Origin of the sequence: Streptomyces prunicolor NBRC 13075 (assembly GCF_000367365.1) — a bacterium.
GTDB lineage: Bacteria > Actinomycetota > Actinomycetes > Streptomycetales > Streptomycetaceae > Streptomyces > Streptomyces prunicolor.
This window is the reverse complement of sequence record NZ_BARF01000025.1, coordinates 14,598-32,743: the sequence shown is the minus strand read 5'-3', so window position 1 is coordinate 32,743 and position 18,146 is coordinate 14,598. Positions and strand designations below refer to the sequence as shown.

General features: G+C 71.1%; 16 protein-coding genes. 10 read left to right on the top strand and 6 right to left on the bottom strand.

All coding sequences use genetic code 11. The features are described from left to right. Nucleotides 1-3: 3 nt before the first annotated feature. Nucleotides 4-1,248: a cytochrome P450 family protein gene (locus SPR02S_RS09925; protein ID WP_019056798.1), complete on the bottom strand. Its 1,245-nt coding sequence runs from the start codon at nucleotides 1,246-1,248 to the stop codon at nucleotides 4-6. Nucleotides 1,249-1,386: 138 nt separating this feature from the next. Here SPR02S_RS09925 and SPR02S_RS60055 point away from each other — a divergent pair, with 138 nt between their 5' ends. After that, complete coding sequence (locus tag SPR02S_RS60055; protein WP_174447532.1) at nucleotides 1,387-1,569, top strand: hypothetical protein; 183 nt, start codon at nucleotides 1,387-1,389, stop codon at nucleotides 1,567-1,569. Between the two features lie 55 nt (nucleotides 1,570-1,624). Here SPR02S_RS60055 and wrbA read toward each other — a convergent pair whose 3' ends face one another. After that, nucleotides 1,625-2,227, bottom strand: coding sequence for an NAD(P)H:quinone oxidoreductase (gene wrbA, locus SPR02S_RS09915; protein WP_019056796.1), 603 nt, complete (start codon nucleotides 2,225-2,227; stop codon nucleotides 1,625-1,627). Nucleotides 2,228-2,483: 256 nt separating this feature from the next. Between wrbA and SPR02S_RS09910 the strand changes: the two genes are divergently transcribed. After that, nucleotides 2,484-3,275, top strand: a complete 792-nt coding sequence (locus SPR02S_RS09910) for an acetoacetate decarboxylase family protein (protein ID WP_019056795.1) — start codon at nucleotides 2,484-2,486, stop codon at nucleotides 3,273-3,275. Between the two features lie 85 nt (nucleotides 3,276-3,360). Next, on the top strand, nucleotides 3,361-3,816 hold the full coding sequence (locus SPR02S_RS55485) for a MarR family winged helix-turn-helix transcriptional regulator (protein WP_019056794.1): 456 nt from the start codon (nucleotides 3,361-3,363) through the stop codon (nucleotides 3,814-3,816). Nucleotides 3,817-3,901: 85 nt separating this feature from the next. Here the strand turns inward: SPR02S_RS55485 and SPR02S_RS09900 are convergent, their stop codons facing one another. Then, nucleotides 3,902-4,453 (bottom strand): HdeD family acid-resistance protein, encoded by a 552-nt coding sequence (locus tag SPR02S_RS09900; RefSeq protein ID WP_043258202.1) that lies wholly within the window; start codon nucleotides 4,451-4,453, stop codon nucleotides 3,902-3,904. A gap of 234 nt (nucleotides 4,454-4,687) precedes the next feature. On the opposite strand from SPR02S_RS09900, the gene SPR02S_RS09895 reads away from it, so the two are divergent. From SPR02S_RS09895 to SPR02S_RS09885, 3 genes are all read left to right on the top strand, one after another. Then, nucleotides 4,688-5,770 carry a hypothetical protein gene (locus tag SPR02S_RS09895; protein ID WP_019056792.1) on the top strand — a complete coding sequence of 361 codons (1,083 nt, stop codon included), beginning with the start codon at nucleotides 4,688-4,690 and terminating at the stop codon, nucleotides 5,768-5,770. A gap of 933 nt (nucleotides 5,771-6,703) precedes the next feature. Continuing rightward, nucleotides 6,704-7,180 carry a lysylphosphatidylglycerol synthase transmembrane domain-containing protein gene (locus SPR02S_RS09890; RefSeq protein ID WP_019056791.1) on the top strand — a complete coding sequence of 159 codons (477 nt, stop codon included), beginning with the start codon at nucleotides 6,704-6,706 and terminating at the stop codon, nucleotides 7,178-7,180. Between the two features lie 178 nt (nucleotides 7,181-7,358). Then, nucleotides 7,359-10,058, top strand: coding sequence for an AAA family ATPase (locus SPR02S_RS09885; RefSeq protein WP_019056790.1), 2,700 nt, complete (start codon nucleotides 7,359-7,361; stop codon nucleotides 10,056-10,058). A 35-nt stretch (nucleotides 10,059-10,093) separates the two neighbouring features. On the opposite strand, the gene SPR02S_RS09880 is transcribed toward SPR02S_RS09885, so the two are convergent. Together SPR02S_RS09880 and SPR02S_RS09875 are read right to left on the bottom strand one after the other, a co-directional pair. Continuing rightward, nucleotides 10,094-10,384 carry a WhiB family transcriptional regulator gene (locus SPR02S_RS09880; RefSeq protein WP_019056789.1) on the bottom strand — a complete coding sequence of 97 codons (291 nt, stop codon included), beginning with the start codon at nucleotides 10,382-10,384 and terminating at the stop codon, nucleotides 10,094-10,096. Nucleotides 10,385-10,452: 68 nt separating this feature from the next. Further along, complete coding sequence (locus SPR02S_RS09875; protein ID WP_019056788.1) at nucleotides 10,453-10,920, bottom strand: DUF1003 domain-containing protein; 468 nt, start codon at nucleotides 10,918-10,920, stop codon at nucleotides 10,453-10,455. Between the two features lie 259 nt (nucleotides 10,921-11,179). On the opposite strand from SPR02S_RS09875, the gene SPR02S_RS09870 reads away from it, so the two are divergent. From SPR02S_RS09870 to SPR02S_RS09860, 3 genes are all read left to right on the top strand, one after another. Then, nucleotides 11,180-11,644 carry a hypothetical protein gene (locus SPR02S_RS09870; protein ID WP_019056787.1) on the top strand — a complete coding sequence of 155 codons (465 nt, stop codon included), beginning with the start codon at nucleotides 11,180-11,182 and terminating at the stop codon, nucleotides 11,642-11,644. Nucleotides 11,645-11,992: 348 nt separating this feature from the next. Beyond that, nucleotides 11,993-14,821 (top strand): AAA family ATPase, encoded by a 2,829-nt coding sequence (locus SPR02S_RS55480; RefSeq protein WP_019056786.1) that lies wholly within the window; start codon nucleotides 11,993-11,995, stop codon nucleotides 14,819-14,821. Between the two features lie 103 nt (nucleotides 14,822-14,924). Continuing rightward, entirely contained in the window at nucleotides 14,925-16,139 is a 1,215-nt protein-coding gene (locus SPR02S_RS09860) for a PucR family transcriptional regulator (RefSeq protein WP_019056785.1), read from the top strand. On the opposite strand, the gene SPR02S_RS09855 is transcribed toward SPR02S_RS09860, so the two are convergent. After that, complete coding sequence (locus tag SPR02S_RS09855; protein ID WP_019056784.1) at nucleotides 16,136-17,131, bottom strand: phospholipase D-like domain-containing protein; 996 nt, start codon at nucleotides 17,129-17,131, stop codon at nucleotides 16,136-16,138. The genes SPR02S_RS09860 and SPR02S_RS09855 overlap by 4 nt on opposite strands. A gap of 374 nt (nucleotides 17,132-17,505) precedes the next feature. On the opposite strand from SPR02S_RS09855, the gene SPR02S_RS09850 reads away from it, so the two are divergent. Next, entirely contained in the window at nucleotides 17,506-18,036 is a 531-nt protein-coding gene (locus SPR02S_RS09850) for a nitrobindin family protein (protein WP_019056783.1), read from the top strand. The last annotated feature ends 110 nt before the right edge of the window (nucleotides 18,037-18,146 follow it).

Below are 18,146 nucleotides of genomic sequence, written 5' to 3'. Positions count from 1 at the left end.
CGCTCAGCACAACCGCGAGTTGGAGTTCCCGGCGACCACGACCGACACGGGAAGCCGCCGCACCCCGCGCATCAGCAGACCAGGCGCCCACTCCAAGTCGGCCGCGTCCACGGCCAGTTCCAGACTCTCGACGCGCTCCAGCATCGCGGTGATCGCGACCGTGGCCTCCATCCTCGCCAACGGCGCCCCCAGGCAGTGGTGGACGCCGTGTCCGAAGGCGACATGACCGGCCGACCGCCCGAGGCGGAAGGAGTCCGGCTCCTCGAAACGGGCCGGGTCGCGGTCGGCCGCGGCGAGGGACACCAGCAGCATGTCGCCCCGCCGTACCGGAACTTCACCCACCCGCATGTCCTCGGTGGCGAAGCGCTCGGTCGCCGTGAGCACCGGCCCGTCCAGACGGAGGAACTCCTCCACCGCCGCGGGCACCAGGGAGGGATCTGCTCGCAACACCTCGAAGAGGTACGGCTGTTGGGCGAGTCCGAGGAGTACGGCACCGATGAGGTCGGCGGTCGTCTCGTACCCGGCGATCAGGAGGAGGAAGGCCATGCCGACCAATTCCGGGTCGGTGAGCCGGTCCTCGACGGTGTCGTCGGCCAGCGCGCTGAGCAGATCCTGACCGGGGTCGGCCCGCTTGGCCGCGATCAGCTCCGCCAGATACCCGCTCATCCAGACGTACGCCTCCTCCCGATCGCTCCCGGCGACCGGGGACACGATCTGCTCCGAGGCCCAGCGGAACCTGTCCCAGTCGTCCAGTGGCACGCCGAGCAGTTCGCAGATCACGGCGATGGGGACGCGGGCGGCGAAACCGTCGATCAACTCCGGTGTCTCCTGGGCCAGTACGGCGTCCGCGAACCGGCCCGCCATCTCCTGGGTGCGGGGCCGCAAGGCCTCGATCTGCTGCGGGGTGAAGGCGCGTGTCACCAGTCTGCGGAGGCGGGTGTGGTCGGGTGGGTCCACGGTCAGCATGTAGTCGATCCCGATCTCGTCCCGGACGCCGCTCATCAGCCAGCCCGGCTCCAGCCCGGCGCGTTCGCTCCGCTTGGACACGCGGGGATCGGTGAGCACGTGGCGTGCCGCGTCGTAGCCCGTGATCAACAACTGCGGTGGCGCACCGTCCGGTTCGCAACGATGGGCGGCTCCGGAGTCCGTCAACTGCCGTAGCAGCGCGTGCGGATCCGCCTGGAACGCGGCACCTTCCAACTCCGCCCGCAGCGGGCCGCCCTTGTCGTCCGGAGTGCTTGTGGTCATCGCGGTCTCCCACCCGAATTTATTGCTTTCGTCGGCAAGCATTGCGTTGAGGGGAAGGTGTGTCAAGGCGCATTGGGGTCGGGCGGGGGAGGGGTAACTGCCGTCGAAATCCGGCTGGTTGGCGGAAGCCTCGGCCGCATGGCAGGGACGCGACTGGCGCTGGAACTGTCTGCAGCGGCCGTACGTATCACCGGAGTTGAGGAGAGCCACGTCATGGTGGTGATCCAGGACAGCCCGGCCCGGTTCGCCGTGGAAGGCGGTCAAGTTCTGCCCGAACCGGGGGAGGAGAAGGAGTGGCCGGCGCGCCGGGGCCAAGGCTGAGCGGCGTAGGCCCGAGCCGCGAAGGTCCTGAGTCCGACGCCCGACTGCCCTCCCCCTACGCGTCCTTGAACCGCGCGGTGACCGCGGCCACGCGCTTGCCCTGGTACACGGCGGCGGCCCGGGCCGTGTCGTCGACGGGGATCGCTCCCTGGCCGTTGACATGGCTGGTGCCGTACGGGTTGCCGTCGGCGAACTTGACCGGGTCGGTGTAGCCCGGGGTGACGATGATGCCGCCGAAGTGGTGGACGGAGTTGTAGAGGGCGAGCAGCGTGGACTCCTGGCCGCCGTGTGCGGTGGCGGTGGCCGTGAAGCCGCTGTAGATCTTGTCGGCCAGCTTGCCCTGCGCCCACAGCCCGCCGAGCGTGTCGATGAACTGCTTCAGCTGGCTGGCGATGTTGCCGAACCGGGTCGGGCTGCCGAAGATCACGGCGTCGGCCCACTCGATGTCGGCGCCGGTCGCCACCGGGATGTCCTTGGTGGCCGCGGCATGCGCCGACCAGGCGTCGTTGGCGGCGATGGCCTCCTCGGGGGCGAGCTCGGAAACGCGCAGGAGCCGTACCTCCGCACCCTCCTTGCGGGCACCCTCGGCCACGGACTCCGCCAGCTCGTGCACGGTACCGGTCGACGAGTAGTAGATGACTGCGATCTTGGGGGACATGAGGAGTTCCTCTCGCGGTGCTGGCGCTACGGATGCTTGCGTTGGCAAGTATCTTCACTCGCCTGAAAATGCTTTGTCAAGCAAGTAATTGCTATGCTTGGTGGCGAAGCCGGCCGGGGAGCTGGAGGTGGTGGCCGAGGGTGACGGGGCGACCTCCGTGTACGGAGATGAAGTCACATGACCCAAGCCGAGACGGGGCTCCTTGGCGAAACATGGTGCCGTTCCGGATCGACCTTCTGTTGAGGAGGCACCCCCCATGCTCCAGGGCTACACCTACCCGCTGTCGCCGCGCGGAGAGGCGAACCTCGCCTCCGCTCCGCCGTGGCACTACGCCGGCGACATCGTCGGCGTGGAGTTCTGGACGGACCCGGCCGCCACCGAGGCGACACTTCCCGAGGGGCTGACCCCGGACCCGGACTCCGACGGGCGCGCGGTGGCGCTCTTCGTGGACTGGCAGTTCTCCGCCGGGCACGACGAGTACCTCGACCCGGTGCGCAGCCAGTACCGCGAGTTCATGGTGCTGGTGGACGCCCACTGGCAGGACGAGCCCGTGTCGTGGTGCCCGTACATCTACGTCGACAACGACCTTGCCCTGGCCCGGGGTTGGGTGCAGGGCTTCCCGAAGAAGCTGGGCGCGGTCCACCAGACCCGTGTCTTCGCGGCACCCGGCAGCGCGTCGCCGACCCTCGCGCCGGGCGGCCGGTTCGGTGCCTCGCTGTCGGCGGCCGGGCACACCCTCGCCGAGGCCACGGTCACGCTCCAGCAGCCGGCGCCCGACCCGGCCGCCCTGTTCGCACGCCCCACCGTCAACCTCCGGCACTTCCCGAGCCTGGCCGCCGGTGAGTACGACAAGCCCGCCGTGCACGAGCTGGTGATGGCCGAGTTCGACGACCGGCGACTCGCCGACGTGTGGACCGGCACCGGCGACCTCAGCCTGTTCGCGGCCCGCGGCGAGGAACTGGCGGACCTGGCTCCCGTGCGCACCGGCGCCGGTTTCCGCGCCTCCATGTCCTACAGCGTGACCGACGTACGCCGGCTGGACGCGTAGCCGGAGGGACGGTGACTGTTGGATGCCATGTCCTGAGGGTCATCCATCCTTGAGGCTCCTTGCTTGAGCACGCTAATCTGCACGGATGACCGCCGCCGAGGATCCCCTGACCGCACAGGAAGAGCGTTTGTGGCGTGCCCTGATGCGGGTCATCGTCGCGCTGCCCCGTTCGCTGGACGACGACCTGCTGCGGGCGACGGGACTGACGCTCACCGAGTACGTCGTCCTGATGAGCCTGTCCGAGGCCGAGAACCACGAACTCCGGATGGCGGACCTCGCGGCGGCGACGGCCCTGTCGGCGAGCCGTATCACCCGTGTCGTGGACGCGCTGCAGAGCCGTGGCCAGGTCGTGAAACGGCGCTACGAGGGAGACGCCCGCGGGAATGTCGCGACCCTCACCCCGGAAGGGCTGAAGCGGCTCCAGGCGGCCTATCCGATACACCTCGCGAGCGCCCGCAAGCGCGTCATGGACCACCTCGACGGCCGGTCCCTGGCGGCCATGGTGCGGCAGTTCGAGACGGTGGTCGAGAAGTTCGACTGAGCTCCGGAACGGTCACCGCGCAGACGGAAGGTCCCGGACACACTCCTCGTGTCCGGGACCTTCCGCGTGACGCGGCGCCGGAGGCTCAGGCGCGGACCGGTTCGTGTTGGCTCGCCGCGTGACGGCGGCGCCGCTCCTCGAACGAGGCGAAGATCGCGGAGACGCCGTAGACGAGGCTGAACAGGCCGAAGACGGTGGCGAGGGAGACCGCGCCGATGTCCGGGCGGACGAACAGGGAGAACGCGAACACGAGCGACACCGCGCCGGTCAGGAAGTACAGGGTGCGCTCGCCCGCCGTCTCGTCGCGCTGGAAGGCCAGGGCTATCTCCATGGCGCCGGTGGTCAGAGCCCACGCGGCGATCCAGATCGTGAGCGCGAGCGCCGTGATGCCGGGCCACGCCAGCGCGACCACGCCTCCCGCCAAGGAGAGCCCGGCGAGCAGCAGCCAGCCGATGACCGGCCCCACCCGGTCGCCCGCGAAGGCGCGGGCGCTGTCCGTCGCCGCGGTCATGAACGCGTAGACGGCGAAGAGGATGACGAAGGCATTGATGGTGATGCCGGGCCAGGCGACGGAGACCGCGCCGAGGGCGACGGCCAGCAGACCGCGCCAGAGGAGCACGTTGGGTGAAGTGAACATGGTCACCTTCCACATACGAGGGTCTCGCCTCGTTCTTCGCCCGAGGCCGGGGTTCGCCAGGAAGGCTAGAGTCGCGCCTCCCGGCCGCGATCTGTCATACGACTGCATCCGCTACTTCCTTACTCCCTTGCCGTCGTCGCAGAAACCCGTACGGTCGTCCGACCGATGCGCGGGGCGAGTTGAGGCGCGAGCATCGGTGCCTCCTGCCTTTCGGCCTGTCGACAAGGAGCCGACGTGATCAGTGGGAGCGACGGCCGTGACAGCCCGCCGACCTCTGCTCCGGTGATCGACGATCCGCCGCGACGGACCGTCCGGCGCGCGGTCGATCTGTGGCGCCTGCTGGTGTCCCTGGCCGTACTGCTCGTGGCGGTGCTCCTGGCCGTCGCCACCCGCGACTTCGTCCGCGCGGCCCAGCAGGGACTCCTCACCACGGCGACCGCACTGCCCCCGGCCCTGCGGGACGCCCTCGTGGGAACGGTCCAGGCCGTCGCCCTCCTCGCCCCGGTCGTCGCCCTGGTGGTGTGGTGCGTACGACGGCGGGCCGAGCCGGTTCTACGGGTCCTGCCCGCGGCGGCGCTGGGTGCGCTGGGCGCGTGGGCGCTCACACATCTGGCGTTGGTGCGGGGGAGGCCCGACGCGTGGCCGGGGGTGCTGGACGGGCGGGACGGCCTGGTGCGGGCGGGCTGGCCGTCGGCCGTGTACCTGGCGGCCTGCGCGGCGGCGGTCGTCGCTGCCGGGCCATGGCTGGGGGCGCGCCCGCGGCGAGCGCTGTGGTTCCTGGCCGTCGGCTGCGGCGCCCTGAGTGTCGCGACCGCGGCGATCGTGCCGCTGGACGCCGTCGCCGCGCTCGCGGTGGGCGGCGCGGCCGGGTCGGCCGTACTGCTGCTGGCCGGAGCCCCCACAGACCGCCCGCCGATACAGGCGGTCGCCGACGCCCTCGCCGACTCCGGGATCGCGGTCGCCAGGCTCAGTGAACTGCCGCCGGACGAACAGCACTTGGGGGAGGGGACGGTCTACCGCGCCGTGACCACCGCCGGTTCACGGCTTGCGGTGCGGGTGCTCGCCTCCGAGGATCACAACCGTGACCTCTTCCACCGGCTCGCCCGGCGGACGCTGCTGCGCCATCCGGCCGACGCCACCGCCCAGTTGCCCCTCGGTGCCGCCGAGCACGAGCTGCTGATGCTCGTCTTCGCGGCCCGTACCGGCGCCCGGGTGGACGAGCCGGTGATGGCGTGCCCGGTGGCCGGGGCGGCGCGCTGGTGGCGACGGTCGAGCGGGATTCCCGTGCTCTATCTGCTTTGCAGGACGAGGAGTTGACCGATCAGCTCCTCGCCGGGGTGTGGACCTCCGTGGCCCGGCTCCAGGAACACCGGTTGGGGCATGGGGAGTTGCGCCCCGAGCACATCCGTGTCGAACCGGGCGGTGAGAGCCGGCTCTCCGCGTTCGCGCGCGGCCGGCTGAACGCGCCGCCCGACATCCTCGGCGCCGACCTCGCCGAACTGCTCGCCACGACCGCCGTACGGATCGGCCCCGGGCGTGCCGCCGCGTGCGCACTGGCCGGGCTGGGTCCGGAACTGCTCGCCACCGCACTGCCGTACCTCCAGCCGCTCGCCCTGATGGGACCCGCACGGCAGGCGGTCGCCCGCTACGACCAGGCCCGCGCACGGGCGGCCGGGGAGAAGGGCGGACGGCGCACGCTGCGTGCCGGTGGCCGGCCCGGTCTGTTGCGCGATCTCGCCGCCGAGGTCTCAACTGCCACCGGTGCTACGACAGTTCCCCTCGCGCAGCTGGCGCGGTTCACGTGGAGGAGCGCCCTGGGACTGGCGGGCGCGTTCCTCGTACTCCACCTGGTGCTCCCGCAGTTGGCCAACGCACCGGCGGCCGTCGACGCGCTGCGGGACGCGAACTGGTGGTGGGTGCTCGCGGTGCTGCCCATCACCTTCCTCTCGCAGGCGTTCTCGACCTGTCTGCAACTGGGCACCATCCCGGACCGGTTGCCGTTCGGGCCCACCTACCAGGTGCAGTTCGCCAGTTCGTTCCTCAACCGGATCACCCCGAGCAATGTGGGCGGCATGGCGCTCAACCTGCGCTATCTGCAGAAGACGGGGATCGAGACCGGGGCCGCCACCGCCTCCGTCGGGCTGCAGAGCCTGGCCGGTGCGCTCTCCAACACCGTTGTCGCCGCCGTGTTCTTCGGCTGGGCGGGACGAGGGCACGCCGGAGTTCATCCGGATCTGTCCGCCGGGCGGTATGCGCTGTGGGCCGTCGCCCTGGTGCTCGCCGCCGGGGGGTCTGCTCGGCTTCACCCCGCCCGGCCGCCGCTTCCTGCACGACAAGGTATGGCCGTTCCTGCGCGCGGCCGGATCAGCCGTCGCCGGGCTCGCCACCGAACCGGCCAAGGCCGTCGTGGGTGTCGTCGGCGCGCTCGGCCTGCCTCTCAGCCAGGTCGTCGGCCTGGCCATGAGCCTGCACGCGCTGGGCGGCGGTCTGCCCTTCGTCCAGGTCGGCGCCGCGTACATGGCGGCCCGGCTGATCGCCAACGCGGCTCCGGTACCTGGCGGGTTGGGAGCGCTGGAGGCGGGGCTCGTCGCCGGTCTGAGCACGCTCGGTGTGGCGGCGGGGGTGGCCACCTCGGCGGTGCTCGTCTACCGGCTGCTGACGTTCTGGCTGAACGTCCCGCTGGGGGCGCTGGCCCTGAACGTCGTGCAGCGGCGAGGCTACGTGTGACGAGCCGGCGTACAGAGGATGTGACGAGTCGGCGTACCGGGGAGCCGTACGCTGGATGGACCTGCCGGAGCCGCCCTGCAGTTCCGGGCGCGGTCACATGACCCAAGCCCGGCGGCGGGGGTTCTCCTACGATTCCGCTGGTGAAGACGTGGAGTGTCCTGGAAGTCTGGGGAGACGCGTGTACGAAGCCGGGCTCCTCGGCCGCGACCAGCAGGTGAGGGTGCTGCGCGATCTGCTGGGCGGGCTGCCCGCCGCCGGTGGCGCGATGGCGCTGCGGGGCGGTCCGGGCGTCGGCAAGTCCGCGTTGTTGCGGGCGGTGGCGGAGCGCGCCCAGGCGGCGGGATGGCGACTGCTGGAGGCGGCCGGGGCCTCTGACGACACCCCCTTCAGCGGTCTGCGCGCGTTGCTGTCGCCGGTGCTCGGCACGGCGGGGTCGTTGCCGGTGGAGCAGGGAGACATCCTGCGGTCGGCGTTCGACGGCGGTTCCGGACCGCCGCCGGAGACCCTGCGGGTGGCCCTGGCCGCGTTCAGCCTGCTCACGGCGGCAGCGGCCGAGCGGCCCGTGGTGCTGATCGCCGATGACGCGCAGCGGCTCGACGGGCCCACCCGGGAGGTGCTGGCGTTCATGGCCCGCAGGGTGAACGACAACCCGATCGTCGTCCTCGCGGCCTTCCGCGACGGACGCCCTCTGCCGGGCGTTCCCGTGCTGGACGTGCCGGTCCTGGACCAGCCCTCGGCGCGACGGCTACTGGCCCGGAACGCGGCCACGCTGCCTCCCGCCGCCCGCGAACGCATCCTCGGCGAGGCGCTCGGCAACCCACTCGCACTGGTCGAACTCCCCACGGCATGGCGCCCGTTGAGGCCGCCGGGATCGTGGACCCCCCTACCGGTGAACGCCACACTGGCTTCGGCATTCGCGGCCGGGCTCGGCGAACTGCCGGACCGGACACGGGACGCCCTCCTGGTCGCGGCCGTCGACCAGGTCGGAGACCTCTCGGAGATCCTGGCGGCCACCTCCGTCCTCGCCGGGCGCGCGATCGCGGTGGAGGTCCTCGACGACGCGGTCACGGCCTCGCTCCTACGGCTCGACAGGACGACCCTGCGTTTCCGCCATCCCGTGGTGCGGTTCACGGTGTTGGGGGCGGAGACGCAGACCCGCCGACAGGCCGCCGACGCGGCCTTGGCGCAGGTGTTGACCGACGACCCGGGCCTGCGCACCTGGCATCGCGCCCAGTCCGTCAACGGCCCCGACGACGAACTCGCGGACGAACTGGCCGACGCCCACGCCTCGTTGCTCCGACGGCACGGAGTCGTCGCGGCCATCCGGGCCCTTGAGCGCTCGGCGCAGCTCACCACGGACTCGGTCACCCGAGGGCACCGGTTGCTGGCCGCAGCCGAGCACGCGCACGGCCTCGGCCGGATCCGCCTGACCCATGCGCTGATCGAGGCGGCGGAACATCAGCAACTCGGCGCTGCCGACCGGGCGAAGACCCGGTGGTTGCGGGAGACCTCGGACGCGGAGCCGCAACCGGGTCCCGCACGGGCACAACTCTCGTCAGATATAGGAGAGTTGGCCGAGTGTGACCCCGAACAGGCCCTCGACCTGTTGCTGGGCGCGGCACTTCACGTACACCGCACCGCCGCGGACCCTGCCGCGCGGGCCGGGGTCATCGAGGCCGCCGAGCGGCTCACCCTCACCAACGACCCACGCCACCTCGCGGCCCTGGCACTCACCGAACCCGTACGCCACGGCCGGGCGGTGGCCGATCGCCTGCCGTCGCACGGGACGGTCTGGTACCTCCCCGGCGCCGATGCCGACGGACTACGGCTGTTCGGTACGGCCGCGCACGAGATCGGCGATCCGGTCCGCGCGGTCGACCTGCTGGGCCGGGCGGCGCCAATCCTCCGCGAGCAGGGCCGACTTGGCCTGCTGGTGGAGACCCTCCTCCTCGAAGCCGCCGACCTGCTGCTGCTCGGGGTCTGGTCGCGTGCCACGCAACTCACCGAAGAAGCACGCCTGATCGTCGCCGAGACCCGACAGCCGGCCATGGTCGCCGCACTCGCCGGCACGGACGCGATCACCGCCGCACTGCGCGGACAGGCCGTACGGGCACAGGAGTTGGCCGACACGGTGGCGGCCTGGCAACGCCCCGAACTCGCGCCGACGCTACGGCTGGCGCGAGGTGTGGCCCGTGTGGGGGAGGGGCGGTACACCGAGGCGTACGAAGACTTGCGGCCCCTTCTCGACCGCCCGCCCGGAGACCTGCGACGGCAGGGCTTCGCCGCGGTGATGCCGTTCGTCGTGGCGGCGGATCGCGGCGGCGACCGGCAGGAAGCCGCGCGTATCCTCGCGGCCGTGGAGGAAACCGCACGGGTGACTCCGGCCCCGCTGCTGCACGTCCAACTGCCGTACGCACGGGCCGTATTGGCTCCGGATGCGGCGGCCGAGGAGCTGTACCTGGCCGCGCTGGACCAGGACCTGTCCCGCTGGCCGCTGGTCAAGGCGCGGACGGAGCACGCGTACGGGCAGTGGCTGCGACGTCACCGGCAGGCCGCGCGGTCCCGGGCGCTGCTGCTCTCGGCGCGGACCGCCTTCGACCTTGTCGGCGCCTCCGACTGGGCGGGCCACAGCGCGGCGCAGGGAGCCGATCACCCGCTTCCGTCCATCGCCGAACTCCTGTCGCCCCAGGAGATGTTGATCGCGCGGCTGGCCGCAGAGGGGCTCTCCAACCGAGAGATCGGGGAACGGCTCTACCTCTCCCACCGCACGGTCGCCGCCCATCTGTACCGAGCCTTCCCGAAGCTCGGAATCACCTCGCGCAGCGAACTGACCCCGCTGCTGAAGCCGCCGGGTGAGGACGGTTCGGCGGTCGGGTGACACGGGCCCGGAGCCGTTCCGAAGCCAATCCGGGGTTATTTACGCCTCCGCCTGGGCGCACGGGCCGGCCGCTGAAGCGCGCTGCGTTCTCCCTCCGACAGGCCGCCCCACACGCCGTAGGACTCAGGGCCGTTCATCGCGATGCGGGCGCAGATCTCGATCACCGGGCAACTCCCGCAGACGGCCCGGGCCTTCTTCTCCCGCGCCCGTTTCGCCTTGCCGCGCTCGCCGGCCGGGGAGAAGAAGACGGAACTGTCCATGCCCCGGCAGCGGGCGTGCTGCTGCCAGTCCCAGTAGGCGACGAAGGGGCGGTGGCGAGGGATCATGACGCTTCCTCCCGGTGACGGGTCGATCCGGTGCGGATCATCGTCGTCGCCGGGCCTGCGTCACGGCTTCAGTCGATTGACCGATGGGCGGTCGGTATCGGCTCGGAGTCGTTCATCTTCGCCCGGTTCTGCGCCAGGAGTGTCCGTACGTCCTGCTCTACCTGCTCGGCGCTGATCCCGAGGACGTGGCCCATGTGGGCCGACCACACCTCGGAGCGGATATTGGTCTCGAAGTCCAGATCGGCGCGGACCTTCTCGCGGATCGCCTGGCGGTTCTGGCTCACCATCACGAAGGTCGACAGGAAGATCGCCTCAAGGCTGACGATCATCGTGAGGAGTCCGAAGGGGTAGGGGTCCCAGACCGCGGACGTGCCGAACAGCCCCTCGTTGAAGGTGATCCAGACCGCGAACCACAACGCGTGGAGATACACGAACCGCATGGTCCCGGCGAAGGTGGTGATCGCGTCCGCGATCCGGTCCTGGGTTCCCCGCATGCGCGCGAGCACGGCCTGCTCGTTCGGCAGTCGTATGTCCAACCCATTGGTTCCAGGGGGCACGGGCACTCCTTGATCCGCTGCTCACGACAGACGTCCGTCAGCGTAGGGACGGGCCGGGCGCCTTCCTTGGGTCAACTGACTGCGGGCGAGGCCGCATTGCGCGTCCGTACGCCGTCCATTGCGTCGATTGACCCAAGCGGGCCGGGGCGGCGCGCCGGAAGAGTGACGGGCAGTTGAGGCGTGTACCTCGGTACCTCGCGTCATCGAGCAGGACGTATCCGTCAAGGAAGGGATCACCATGTCGGACCCGACGCCGCAGAAGAACGCCACCGCGGACGGCCCCGCCGGCCGCCTCGCCGAGCTGTCCCAGAAGGCCCAGGATGCCCAGCGCACCGTGGCCGCGAGTGTCGCGGAGGACCGGCAGAAGCTGTCCGCCGCGGTGGCCGACGCTAAGGACAAGGCCGAACAGGGCGCGCAGCGGCTGCAGTTGAGCGGTCAGCGGGCCAGGGCGAACGTCACCGGAAGCTGGAACCAGGTACAGACCTCCTGGCAGGACCATGTGGGCGCGGTCCGCACGAAACTGGAGGACCGCAAGGCCGAGCGCGACGCGAAGCGTCTTGGCCACGCCGCCGACGACGCCGAGGACTACGCCTCCGACGCCATCGAGTTCGCGATCGCGGCCGTGGAGGAGGCGGAGTACGCCACGCTGGACGCGGTGCTGGCGCGGGTCGAGGCGGACGAAGCGGCCGAGGCCGCGCAGTAGCCGTCGACTTCTGACGCGCCCGCGGGTGCGGCGGCCGGCCGGCCGGTCGGCAGGGGCAGGGGCAGCGGGTCGTGGGTCGTGGGACACCACCCACGGCCTGCTGCTTTCGGCGGGTAGGTACGGCGCGATGTCGCCCCCCCCGGTCCATCGCCGCGCGACGGTTCCGACGCGACGACGCGGCGGGGCCGTGTGGGTGGTCACTGCCGTCGGCTCCGAATGCTGTGAGCGGGAACATCGACCACTGTCACTGGATCAGCGACGATCTTGTTGTGGAGGGAAGAGCACGCGCATTCCCTCGCGCCGACTGGATATATTTCTTTAGGCAAGCAACTTGACGGAGGGAAGTCGGTGACCTCACGGCCTGGAGCGGACCTGGTCGGTCGCGCGGCCGAGTTGCGGCTGCTGGACGCGCTGTCGGCCGGGCGCGATGAGGGTTGCCGCCCCGGCCTGCTGCTGCGCGGTGGCCCGGGGACCGGGAAGACCGCGCTGCTCGACGCCGCCGCGGCACGGGCCGTGGACGCCGGGACGCGGGTACTGCGGTCGTCCGCCGTGGAGTTCGAGGCCGGGATGACCTACTCGGCGCTGCACCAGCTCCTCTATCCGCTGCGCCGGTACGCCGAGCGGCTCGCCGGGCACCATCGTGACGTCGTCGACCGGATCTTCGGGCTCGCGCCGGGACCGCCGCCGGACCCGCCGGCCGCCGGGACCGCCGTACTCGCCCTGTTCGGTGAAGTCGCCGTAGACGGGCCGTTGTTGATGGTTGCCGACGATGTGCCGTGGATCGACCGGGCCAGTGCGACCGCGCTGGGTTTCGTCGTCCGCAGGATCGGCGACCATCCGATCGTCTTCGTGGCCGCCGCGCGGACCGGCGCGGAGAGCTTCTGCGACCAACTCGACCTGCCTGTACGGGAGATCGGGCCGTTGGTCGAGTCTGCGGCGGTCGTGTTACTGGACGGCCGGTGGCCCGGGTTGGGGCCGTCGGTACGGCGGCGGATGCTGGCCGAGGCCGCGGGAAACCCGCTCGCGCTACGGGAGTTGCCGAGGGAGTTGAGCGCCCGGCAGCGCGCGGGCCACCTTCGACTCCCCGCGCTCCTGCCCCTGTCCGGGCGCTTGGAGGAGGCCTTCACCACCGCCGTCGAAGGACTGCCCGCGCCGACCCGGACGGCACTCCTCATGGCTGCGCTGGACACCGAGATCGGCCCGGACGTGATCCGGAGGGCCGTGCCGAATTTCGAGGGCTCCGATGTCCTGGCCCCCGCGTGCGAAGCCGATCTGCTCCATGTCGACGCGGCTCCGGGGCGCATCTCCTTTCGCCATCGGCTCACCCGCGCCGCGATCGTGCACCTGGCGTCCCCCGGCGAACGCCGTCGCGCCCACCGCTACCTGGCCGCGGCCCTGAGCGACGTACCCGAGCGCCGGACATGGCACCTGGCCGAAGCCGCGACCGGACCGGACGAGACGCTGGCCCGGGCGCTGGACGAAGCGGCCCTGCCCGCCTGGCGGCACGGCGTGGCGCCGGACGAGCCGGCCGCCCCCGACCGGCGGCGCGGCACCGTGTCCGCCGCCGTGGCCGCACTCGTGCGGGCCGGTGAACTCAGCCCACACCCCGGCGACCGCTCCCGCCGACTGACCGAGGCCGCCCACCTCGCCACCTTCACCGGCCAACTCGACGACGTACCAAGGCTGTTGACGGATGCCGGACACGCCGCCGCGCCACCGACCGGACTCGCCTTCGCCGTCACCGCCCACCTCCTCACCCACGACGAGGGCGATCTCGATGCCGCCCACCGCCTCCTGACCCGGGCACTCGACGACAACGCCGCCACCGCCACGGACGACGACCGCTACCACTACGCCATCCTGTACGCGCTGCTGCTCGTCAGCCTCCACACCCTCCGCCCCGAGCCCTGGCAGCTCCTCAAGACCACGCTGGACCGGTTCGAACCGACCGCGATGACAGCGATCAGACTCTGCTACGAGGCGTACGCCGACCCCACCACCGCCTCCGACGCGTTGCGCAAGGGCCTCGCCGACGCCTTCGCGGCACTGCCCGCCGACCCGGCCCCCTGGGAACTGATCCCCCTGGCCTTCGCGGCGGTCGCGATGGACGCCCTGTCGGACCACCGGTACCTGATCTCCCGCATGATCGAACGGGAGCGGGACGGCGGTGCGGTCGCCATGGTCGTCCCCGCGCTGATGCTGCTCTGCCACGACTCCTACGTCCACGGCCGGTGGGACGAGGGCGAGAGGCTGGCTCAGGAGGCGGTGGACCTGGCGGAGATCCACGGCTACCGCTTGTGGGAGCGGCAGATCCGGGCGCTGCTGGCATCGGGCGCGGCACTGCGCGGCGACGCGGACCTCGCCCGGACCCGCAGCGAGGAGACCACGAACTGGGCCGCGCCCCGCGGGATCGAGGTCACGGAGGCCTACGCCCGCGCGGCCCGCCACCTCGCGGCCATGGGCCAGGGCGACTACGAGGAGGCCCACGTCCAGGTCGGCCGGATCGACGCGTCCGGTGCACGGAGCGTCGGCGTCCCGGGCCGGTGGCTGGTCCTGAACCTGGTCGAGGCGGCGGTCCGCACCGGCCGTACGGACGAGGCCCGCGAGGAACTCGCCGCCGCGCGGACGGCGGGCATCCACCGGATCTCCTCGCGCACCGCGCTGATCTGCGCCGGAGCCGAGGCCGTGGCCGCCGACGAGGACGACGCCGGGCCCCTGTTCGAAGCGGCCCTCGCCCTGCCCCACGCCGCCCGGTGGCCGTGGGAACACGCGCGCATCCAGCTCGCCTACGGACAGTGGCTGCGCCGCACCCGCGACCATCACGCCCGCCGCTGTCTGAGCTCCGCCCTCGAAACCTTCGACCGGATCGGCGCGCAGGCCATGGCGCAGCGGGCCCGCAACGAACTGCGCGCCACGGGCGTCGTCACCCCCAGCGGGCCGGCCGCACCGGCCGCCGCGTTGACCGTGCAGGAACGGCAGATCGCCGAGCTGGCTGCCGTGGGCCTCACCAACCGGCAGATCGGCGAGCGGCTGTTCCTCTCCCACCGCACGGTCGGTTCCCATCTGCACCGGCTGTACCCCAAGCTCGGCATCACCTCACGCGCCGCGCTCCGCGCCGCCCTGGAGGCGAGGACACCCGGAGTCACGGTGCGGGCCGGAGGTCCGGCGGTACCGTAGAAGAAGCCCCTCTGATCCATAGAACAAGCCCCTGTGATCCATAGAACAAGCCCCTGTGATCCGTAGAACAAGCCCCTGTGATCGGTGAGCCGGAGAAAAGACATTGGTCGACAAGGAGATCAGAGCCCTGGCGACCGTGCTGCTGGAACGCGTCGGGGAGCTGGCGAAGGAGATGGCGGCGCGGATCCGCTCCGGCGCGCGGGAGTACCACTACGACGCGGTGCCCGACGAGGACCTGGAGGAGGCCTGCCGCACCCACGTCGGCAACGCGCTCCAGGCACTCACCGGACAGGTACCGCTGGACACCGCGGCGGCGGCCGACATCGGCCGCCGCCGCGCCCGGCAGAACGTGCCGCTGCCGACCGTGATGACCGCCTACCGCGTCGGCGTGAAGTACTTCTGGGAGTCCGTGGTCGCCGAGGCCACCACAACCGCCCTGGTGGGCAACGACGTTCTGGTCGCGGCGGCCACCGCCATGTGGGAGATCCAGGACGGCATCACCGAAGGCATGGTCTCCGGATACCACGACGAGGTGGCCCGACGGCTCCTCGCCGGCGACCAGGAACGTTCCGCGCTGGTGGAAGCCCTCCTGGAGGGCAGGAGCATGGACGCCGACGCCGTGTGGTCCGCGGCGGAGGTGCTGCGCGTGCCGCGCGAGGGCCCGTTCACCGTGGTCGCCGCCGAGGTACCGGGGATCGGCCGACAGGCCCTGCCGGACATCACGGACCTCCTGACCCGGCGCGGCATCCGCTCCGCCTGGCGACTGCGCCCCGACCTCCAACTCGGCATCGTCCACCTGCGCACCCCGCGCGATCTGCCCGACCTGGTCGAGGTGTTGGGACAGCGCGCGGAGCGACGCGTCGGGGTGAGCCCCTCCTACGACGACCTGAACCGCACCGGCGACGCCCTGCGCTTCGCCAAGGTCGCCATGCGCGGCGGCGACGCCGAGAGCAGCGCCGTGACCGTCTTCGACGACTCACCGCTCGCCGTCGCGACAGCCGGCGCACCCGACGTCATGGCCCGCGTCGCCGCCAAGGTCCTCGGCCCCGTCGAGGCCCTGCCCGCCGACGAACGTGCCCTGCTGCTCGACACGTTGGACGTCTGGTTCGACTGCGGCGGCTCCGCCGAGGAGGCCGCCAAGCAGCTCTACGTCCACCCCAACACCGTACGCACCCGCCTGCGCCGCATCGCCGAACGCACCGGCCGCTCACTGACCGACCCGCGCGGCATCACCGAACTCGCCCTCGCCCTGCGCGCGGTACGGCAGACTCCGAGGCCCTCGACCTCGGAGTCGACCGACGACACACGGAAGTCCTAGGCGGCGGTACCGCCCGCGTAGTCGCTCTTGAACGTCGTCTCGATGGTCGTGGCGACGGACTGGGCCACTCCCGTGCCGGTGAGGATGATGCCCAACTCCCGGTTGTTCGAGAGGGAGTTGCTGCTGATGTTCATCGAACCCGCCTCCACCTCCTGGGTGGACAGGCCGTAGTCGGCGACCATGGCCTTGGCGTGGATGTAGAAGCCGTCGGGGTCGGAGTAGCCGACGACCGTGCCACCGGCCGCCTTGATCGCGGAGACCTCGCTGGAGTAGTCGGACGGGGTCTCCAGCACCACCCGCACGGTCACGCCCGCCTTCGCTCTGGCGACGATGGCGTTGACCACCGTGCTGTCGCTGAACTCCAGTTCCTCGACGTCGAGCGTCGTGGTGGCCGCGTTGATCACGGTGAGCAGACGGCTGCGGGAGTCGGTGGGGGACCAGAGCAGATGGTCGCCGTCGGTCGGGGTGACCGAGGTGCCGGCGTAGTCCGCGTTGAACACCTTCTCGATCGCGGCGACATCACGCGTGTCGTCGGTGAAGACGCCGTAGTCGCGGCCGGTCGAGTAGTACTGCGAGGTCAGATTGCCGGTCAGGACAAGCGACTTGGTGGCGTCCACGGTGATCGTCTTCTGGTGGGTGTAGACGAAGCTGGACGGCGACCACACCACGCCCACGCCCGCGTTCGTCAGCGCCGTGTACGCCGAACTGTTGGCGGACTGGTGCGCGCGGTCCAGGACCACCCGCACGGTGACGCCCTTGTTCTCCAGTGCGATCAGGTCGTTGACGGCGGTCGTGTCCTCCAGCTCGTACATCGTCATGTCGAGCGAGGAGGTGGCCGAGTTGATGAAGTCGTAGATGGTCGGTTGCGTGGTGCCGGCCTGGGAGAAGGCGAAGGCGGTGTAGGTCGCGGCGTTGGCGGGGACTGCCGTGACGAAGAGGGTGGCGCCGGCTGCCAGCGCGACACCCGCGCGGCCGAGGAACGTCCTCAACATGCGTGACTCCTAGTCGAGTTGATGCCCACGTGGGGGGTGGCGGGCAGGTGCATGACACCACGCGCGTAGAACGGGGTGGAAGGGGAGCAAGGTGAACTCACCATTACCGGCCGCGCGTTCGGGTGGACAAAGGGGACTCCGTGCAGGTGGGGGCCGGTTCATGGGGTCCCCGCGAGTTAGCAAAAACTTCGTAGCCGACGAATCCCGGGTCAACTGCGGCGCACCAAGGGGCGCGGGGCTGTGTCTATTTGCGGCTCCGCCGCGTGGGCGCGACCAGCCACGATGGCGAGTCACTGGCAAGACGGCATATCGGGGCACTTCGCGCGGAGCGCTTAAGCTGCGCCCCGACACCCGCACCAACCACAGGAGCGCCCGTGCCCAACCCCCCGTACCCCGACGCCCACCACCCGGACGAGAAACCCGCCCCCCACCCCCTGCTCACCCCCGTCCTCGCCCTCCTGGGCCACTGGCACGGCCAAGGCGAGGGCGAATACCCCACGCTGGACGGCGACTTCGCCTACGCCCAGGACGTCACCTTCAGCCACGACGGCCGCCCCTTCCTGCACTACGAGGCCCGAGCCTGGATCCTCGACGCCGAAGGCACACCACTGCGCCCCGCGGCCCGCGAGAGCGGCTGGTGGCGCCTGCAACCCGAAGGCCGGATCGAGGCACTGATCACCCAGCCCACCGGCATCGCCGAGATCCTCGTCGGAACCGCCACCGGCGACACGGTCGACCTCGCCACCCACGAGATCGCCCTCGCCCCCACCGCAAAGAAGGTCACCGCCACCCGCCGCCGCTACACCCTCACCGACGCCGCCACACTCACCTTCGCCCACGACCTGGAAGCCGTAGGACAACCGCTGCAACACCACCTCGCGGCGCAGCTCCACCGCACCGGCTGAAATGAACTGATCAGCAAGCCTGTTCACAGCGTTGCTTTCCGAATATCCGATCGTTGATCTCCCATGCAGTGAGCGGTGCCCGAGCGGCATGGAGGCGTGGATCGACAGTG

What these genes read in the sequence shown, in the direction of transcription:
- SPR02S_RS09925 (WP_019056798.1), bottom strand. Translation starts at nt 1,248, where the DNA reads ATGACCACAAGCACTCCGGACGACAAGGGCGGCCCGCTGCGGGCGGAG.
- SPR02S_RS60055 (WP_174447532.1), top strand. Translation starts at nt 1,387, where the DNA reads ATGGCAGGGACGCGACTGGCGCTGGAACTGTCTGCAGCGGCCGTACGT.
- wrbA (WP_019056796.1), bottom strand. Translation starts at nt 2,227, where the DNA reads ATGTCCCCCAAGATCGCAGTCATCTACTACTCGTCGACCGGTACCGTG.
- SPR02S_RS09910 (WP_019056795.1), top strand. Translation starts at nt 2,484, where the DNA reads ATGCTCCAGGGCTACACCTACCCGCTGTCGCCGCGCGGAGAGGCGAAC.
- SPR02S_RS55485 (WP_019056794.1), top strand. Translation starts at nt 3,361, where the DNA reads ATGACCGCCGCCGAGGATCCCCTGACCGCACAGGAAGAGCGTTTGTGG.
- SPR02S_RS09900 (WP_043258202.1), bottom strand. Translation starts at nt 4,453, where the DNA reads ATGTTCACTTCACCCAACGTGCTCCTCTGGCGCGGTCTGCTGGCCGTC.
- SPR02S_RS09890 (WP_019056791.1), top strand. Translation starts at nt 6,704, where the DNA reads ATGCGCTGTGGGCCGTCGCCCTGGTGCTCGCCGCCGGGGGGTCTGCTC.
- SPR02S_RS09880 (WP_019056789.1), bottom strand. Translation starts at nt 10,384, where the DNA reads ATGATCCCTCGCCACCGCCCCTTCGTCGCCTACTGGGACTGGCAGCAG.
- SPR02S_RS09870 (WP_019056787.1), top strand. Translation starts at nt 11,180, where the DNA reads ATGTCGGACCCGACGCCGCAGAAGAACGCCACCGCGGACGGCCCCGCC.
- SPR02S_RS09855 (WP_019056784.1), bottom strand. Translation starts at nt 17,131, where the DNA reads ATGTTGAGGACGTTCCTCGGCCGCGCGGGTGTCGCGCTGGCAGCCGGC.